Source organism: Pseudomonas sp. SDO5532_S415 (assembly GCF_054071155.1).
In genome coordinates, this window is record NZ_JBSVWS010000259.1 from 1 (window position 1) to 5,337 (window position 5,337).

Below are 5,337 nucleotides of genomic sequence, written 5' to 3' on the forward strand. Positions count from 1 at the left end.
ACTGCGGCAGCAGTCCTCTTTTGGGGCCGCTTCGCAGCCCAACGGGAGCAAGCTCCCTCGCCACAGGTATGTGTGCTGTCTGAGTTTTTGACCCGACAGACGTGATACGCCTGTTTTTTCCCTGTCATCTTTGACATGCATCCTCTATCGACCAGAGAGCTTTCAGAACTTTCTTCTCGGGCCGGCGGTCATTTACTGTAGACACGCCCCAGGCACTTTGTTTTCGGACTATTGAGTGGTGATCGAGATGGAAAGTATCAGTCTCTTGCTCGGTGAGGCTCTAAGCCCGTACCAGGTGACGTTGACCCCGTCAGGCCTTCATGGCGAATGCCGGGTGACATTGAAGAATGCGACCGGTGTGGTCGTGGTCGATCGGGAGTTCAATCAGGCGCAGTTGACTGACAAGCGTTCGTTGACCGATGTGGTCGATGGCTTGCATCGTGATGTGCTGATCGCCGAAGGACGCCTGGAGCCCTGTGTTATCGCGGCATTGCGCAATGCTGCTCAAGACAAGCTGCTGGCCAGCAGAAATTGAATTGTCATTGGCGGGAACCTTCCTGCCCCTAAGTCAGTCAGACCCCATAACAGCAGGATCAAGCATTGTGCTCCGGTGCTTGTAGCCTGCTGTTACGGGTCTTTATGTAGGCCACGTTTAACCCCGAGTCGTCTCCCCACTTCTCGGGGTTTCTTTTTGCCTGGAATTTGTCATTGCCCGGCCTGCTGTTCGAAAAATTTCCTGGAGGCTTCCAGGTATTCGCTGCGACTTTCCGGGTCGAGCCAGGCAGCGTAGGCTTCGCTCAGGTGGTCGCGGGGCAGGGTGCGCAGCAGTTGGTTGATTTCGATGATTGCCTGCCGGCCTTGGGGAGTGTCGGTGCAGCCGATATAGCCGGACAGGTATTTGCCCGTGCCGCGAATCGGATAGAACTGCAATTCATCCTCCGCAATCCCTTGCTGCTCGGCCTGGTAGCGGATTTCCGGACGATAGCCCAACAGCAACTGCAAGCGCCCAAGGCGTTGCATCTGCAACAGGCTGCCCAAGGCGTCGTTGCCGTAGTGAAGCGTCAGGGCTTTCGGGGGGGCTTGTTTGATAAGTGCGTCAAGGAAGTCGCCATAGTTGCGTTCGGCAACAATGCCCAGGCTGACGCTGCCAGTGGCCAGCAGCGCCGCCAGGTCCACCTCGCCATCCTTGATGAACGGCGTCAGCACCTCCCGATCAACGCGTTTCACCGCCAGGCCATTGCTCATTGCACGGAAGACCGGGATGGAAAATGCAATCCAGCTTTCGCGCTCCTTGCTCCAATTCAGCGCTGCGTCGCAGACAAGGGATGGCTCGTGAAGCATCTGCAAGCCGCGAGCACGATTAACCTTCATCACGCTGTGCTGGTACTTGGGCATACCGGCAATCAACCGTGACAACAGTTGATCGATGACCCCCTGGCCTTTTTTCGGTCCGTCGAAAATGAACAGTGGCGGCAGATCCCGCTTGAGCCAGAGCAGGGATTCCTTGGATTGCGCCAGCGCAGGCATGGCCAGAACAGTGATCAACAGCAGGCCTGCAAACGCGCACAAAACCCGCCCGTAACGCAATAGGCGATAGTTGAAGGGGCGCGCACGCAGACGTTTCAGCTCAAATGGCTCCGTCTTTGCGCAGCTGTGTGATCTGCGACGCGTCATAGCCAAGTTCCTGGAGTACTTGGGCGTTATGCTCGCCCAGTTGCGGCCCGACCCATTCACAATCACCGGGTGTCTCAGAGAGTTTCGGCACGATCCCTGGCATCTTGAAGTCTTTGCCATCGGGCAGCTTGGCCTGCAGAAACATTTCCCGAGCGAGGTATTGCGGATCGCTGAACATGTCTTCGGCGCTGAAGATCCGGCTGGCGGGTACGTCAGCTTGATTCAGGTACTCAAGTACTGCGTCCAGTGGCAGCGAGTTGACCCAGCGATCGATGACCCCGTAGAGCTCGTCGCGGCGACTGTCGCGGCCGTCGTTGCTGGCCAGCATCGGGTCATTGGCCAGGTCTTCGCGGCCAATGATCAGCATGAAGCGTTTGAAGATTGCATCGCCGTTGGCGCCGATTTGCACGTGTTTGCCATCGGCGCTGGTGTGGATCGAAGAGGGGGTGATGCCAGGCATGATGTTGCCAGTACGTTCGCGGATGAAACCGAATACATCGAACTCCGGAACCATGCTTTCCATCATGGCGAAGATCGCTTCATACAGCGCCACGTCCACCACTTGCCCCTGTCCGCCATTCACCTCGCGGTGACGCAGGGCCATCAGCGCGCCGATCACACCCCAGAGCGCGGCAATCGAGTCGCCGATGGAAATCCCGGTGCGCACCGGTGGCCGGTCTTCGAACCCGGTGATGTAGCGCAGGCCGCCCATGGATTCACCGACCGCGCCAAATCCCGGCTGATCTTTCATGGGGCCGGTCTGGCCGAAGCCCGAGAGCCGTACCATCACCAGTTTCGGGTTCAGTGCATGCAAGGTGTCCCAGCCCAGGCCGAGTTTTTCCAGGACGCCGGGGCGGAAATTCTCGATCAGGATGTCTGCTTCGCTCAGCAGTTTTTTCAGAATCGCCAGACCGTCCGGATGCTTCAGGTTCAGGGTCAGCGACTTTTTGTTGCGGGCCTGCACAAACCACCACAGCGAAGTGCCTTCATACAACTTGCGCCATTTGCGCAGCGGATCACCACCGTCCGGGGATTCGATCTTGATCACCTCGGCACCGAATTCAGCGCAGATACGCGAGGCAAACGGGCCGGCAATCAAGGTGCCCAACTCAATGACTTTCAGACCTGAGAGCGGTTTGGTGGTGAGCGGCATACGGGATCCTGTAGGACGAGAGACTTGGCGAATACAGACTTTTAACATAGCCGACTGTCAGGCGCTCAAGGTAGATCGCCATCAACTCGATGATTGCCTGTCGCATCGGTTAGACTTGCCGCCTTTCCACGTATCAAGAAGCCCGTTCATGGCCCAGCCGTCCACGACCTACAAGTTTGAACTGAATCTCACCGACCTCGACCGCAGTGTCTACGAGAGCGTCAAGCAGACCATCGCCCGTCACCCTTCTGAAACCGAAGAGCGCATGACCGTGCGCCTGTTGGCCTACGCCCTCTGGTACAACGAGCAGCTGTCTTTTGGCCGTGGTCTGTCAGAAGTGGATGAACCAGCCTTGTGGGAAAAAAGCCTGGATGACCGTGTGCTGCACTGGATCGAAGTCGGTCAGCCGGATGCCGAGCGCCTGACCTGGTGTTCGCGTCGTACCGAGCGCACCAGCCTGCTGGCTTACGGCAGCCTGCGTGTCTGGGAAGGCAAAGTGGTGCCGGCGGTGAAAAACCTGAAAAACGTCAATATTGCCGCCGTGCCTCAGGAAGTCCTGGAAACCCTGGCCAAAGACATGCCCCGCGTCATCAAGTGGGACGTGATGATCAGCGAAGGGACGATTTTCGTCACCGATGACCGTGGCCAGCACGAAGTCCAGTTGCAATGGCTGGCCGGCGAACGCGGCTGATTGTTTGCAGCCAGTACGCATCACCCGATTTAATCCTGTGTACTTGAGAGAAGCCCCCGTTACCCTATGCGCATCGAACCTCGCCTGTTGCCCGACACCCTGCCATTGCTCGGTGATATTCCACCGCTGCTGACCCGGTTATACGCGGCGCGGGGCGTACAGTCCGAAGCCGAGCTGGACAAGAGCCTGGCGCGGTTGATTCCGTTCCAGCAACTCAAGGGCATCGATGCCGCCGTAGATTTGTTGGTGGTGGCGCTGGAGCAGCGGCAGCGGATCCTGATCGTCGGCGACTTCGACGCCGACGGCGCCACGGCCAGTACTGTGGGTACGCTGGGCTTGCGCCTGCTGGGTGCCGCGCACGTCGATTACCTGGTGCCCAATCGGTTCGACTACGGCTACGGCCTGACGCCGGAAATCGTTGCGGTGGCGCTGGAGCGCCAGCCACAGTTGTTGATCACGGTGGACAACGGCATTTCCAGCGTCGAAGGCGTGGCGGCGGCGAAGAAGGCCGGGCTCAACGTGTTGGTCACCGACCACCACTTACCCGGTGATGAGCTGCCGTTGGCCGATGCCATTGTCAATCCGAACCAGCCGGGTTGCGGCTTCCCAAGCAAGGCACTGGCCGGCGTCGGGGTGATTTTCTATGTGTTGATGGCCCTGCGCGCGCGATTGCGCAGCCTGGGCTGGTACGAAACCAGGCCGCAGCCGAACATTGGCGAATTGCTCGATCTGGTGGCCTTGGGCAGCGTCGCCGACGTGGTGCCGCTGGATGCCAATAACCGGATTCTGGTGCATCAGGGCCTGGAGCGGATTCGTGCCGGACGTGCCCGACCGGGGATCAAGGCGATTCTCGAGGTGGCCAAACGTGATCATGCGCGTATCACCTCGACCGATCTGGGTTTCATCGTCGGCCCGCGCCTCAACGCAGCGGGGCGCCTGGATGACATGAGCCTGGGCATCGAATGCCTGCTCACCGAAGATGCCGGTTTGGCCCGGGAAATGGCCGCCCAACTGGACGGCATGAACCGGGACCGCAAATCCATCGAGCAGGGCATGCAGCGTGAAGCGCTGGCCCAGCTCAAGGATTTACCGGTGGAATCGATGCCGTTCGGTTTGTGCCTGTTCGATCCTGAGTGGCATCAGGGTGTCATCGGTATCCTGGCGTCGCGTATGAAAGAGCGTTACTTCCGTCCGACCATCGCCTTTGCCGATGCAGGCGACGGCTTGCTCAAGGGCTCGGGGCGTTCGGTCCAGGGCTTTCATATTCGTGATGCACTGAGTGTGGTGGCGGCGCAGCATCCGAACCTGATCACTAAATACGGTGGCCATGCCATGGCCGCTGGCCTGACGTTACCGGAAGTGAATTTTCCGTTGTTCGCCGAAGCCTTCGATGCTGAAGTGCGTCGCCAATTGCGCGAAGAAGACCTGACCGGACGCCTGCTCTCGGACGGCACCCTGGCCGTCGAGGAGTTTCACCTGGAACTGGCCCGTGCCCTGCGCCATGCAGGGCCCTGGGGACAGCACTTCCCGGAACCGCTGTTTCACGGAGTGTTTCAGTTGGTCGAGCAACGGGTGGTGGGTGAACGGCACCTCAAAGTGGTGCTCAGAAGTGAATGTGGCTCGGTCAAGCTCGATGGCATTGCCTTTGGTATCGACCGTGACATCTGGCCGAATCCAACCATCAAGTGGGTGGAATTGGCCTACAAACTCGACGTCAACGAATTCCGAGGTAACGAAACCGTTCAGTTGATGATTGCCCACATCGAACCGCGTTGACCCCTTCGCGAGCAGGCTCGCTCCCACAGGATTTATGCATGCC

5 protein-coding genes are annotated in these 5,337 nt (G+C 58.9%); 3 read left to right on the forward strand and 2 right to left on the reverse strand.

Annotation, left to right across the window (positions count from 1 at the left end; all coding sequences use genetic code 11):
- Nucleotides 1-247: 247 nt before the first annotated feature.
- Entirely contained in the window at nucleotides 248-535 is a 288-nt protein-coding gene (locus ACW9HW_RS28535) for a DUF3509 domain-containing protein (RefSeq protein WP_095193061.1), read from the forward strand.
- A 170-nt stretch (nucleotides 536-705) separates the two neighbouring features.
- On the opposite strand, the gene ACW9HW_RS28540 is transcribed toward ACW9HW_RS28535, so the two are convergent.
- Both ACW9HW_RS28540 and ACW9HW_RS28545 read right to left on the reverse strand, forming a co-directional pair.
- Nucleotides 706-1,674 (reverse strand): TIGR02285 family protein, encoded by a 969-nt coding sequence (locus ACW9HW_RS28540; RefSeq protein ID WP_095193062.1) that lies wholly within the window; start codon nucleotides 1,672-1,674, stop codon nucleotides 706-708.
- Nucleotides 1,628-2,827 carry a CaiB/BaiF CoA transferase family protein gene (locus tag ACW9HW_RS28545; RefSeq protein ID WP_457402661.1) on the reverse strand — a complete coding sequence of 400 codons (1,200 nt, stop codon included), beginning with the start codon at nucleotides 2,825-2,827 and terminating at the stop codon, nucleotides 1,628-1,630. Before ACW9HW_RS28545 ends, ACW9HW_RS28540 begins: the two co-directional genes overlap by 47 nt.
- Nucleotides 2,828-2,975: 148 nt before the next feature.
- Between ACW9HW_RS28545 and ACW9HW_RS28550 the strand changes: the two genes are divergently transcribed.
- Nucleotides 2,976-3,518, forward strand: coding sequence for a YaeQ family protein (locus tag ACW9HW_RS28550; RefSeq protein ID WP_007971297.1), 543 nt, complete (start codon nucleotides 2,976-2,978; stop codon nucleotides 3,516-3,518).
- 66 nt (nucleotides 3,519-3,584) lie between these two features.
- Nucleotides 3,585-5,294, forward strand: coding sequence for a single-stranded-DNA-specific exonuclease RecJ (gene recJ, locus ACW9HW_RS28555; protein WP_457402663.1), 1,710 nt, complete (start codon nucleotides 3,585-3,587; stop codon nucleotides 5,292-5,294).
- Nucleotides 5,295-5,337 lie beyond the last annotated feature (43 nt).

Excerpts from the sequence above, each read along its gene's own strand:
- ACW9HW_RS28545 (WP_457402661.1), bottom strand. The coding sequence starts at position 2,827 with ATGCCGCTCACCACCAAACCGCTCTCAGGTCTGAAAGTCATTGAGTTG.
- ACW9HW_RS28550 (WP_007971297.1), top strand. The coding sequence starts at position 2,976 with ATGGCCCAGCCGTCCACGACCTACAAGTTTGAACTGAATCTCACCGAC.
- recJ (WP_457402663.1), top strand. The coding sequence starts at position 3,585 with ATGCGCATCGAACCTCGCCTGTTGCCCGACACCCTGCCATTGCTCGGT.
- ACW9HW_RS28540 (WP_095193062.1), bottom strand. The coding sequence starts at position 1,674 with ATGACGCGTCGCAGATCACACAGCTGCGCAAAGACGGAGCCATTTGAG.
- ACW9HW_RS28535 (WP_095193061.1), top strand. The coding sequence starts at position 248 with ATGGAAAGTATCAGTCTCTTGCTCGGTGAGGCTCTAAGCCCGTACCAG.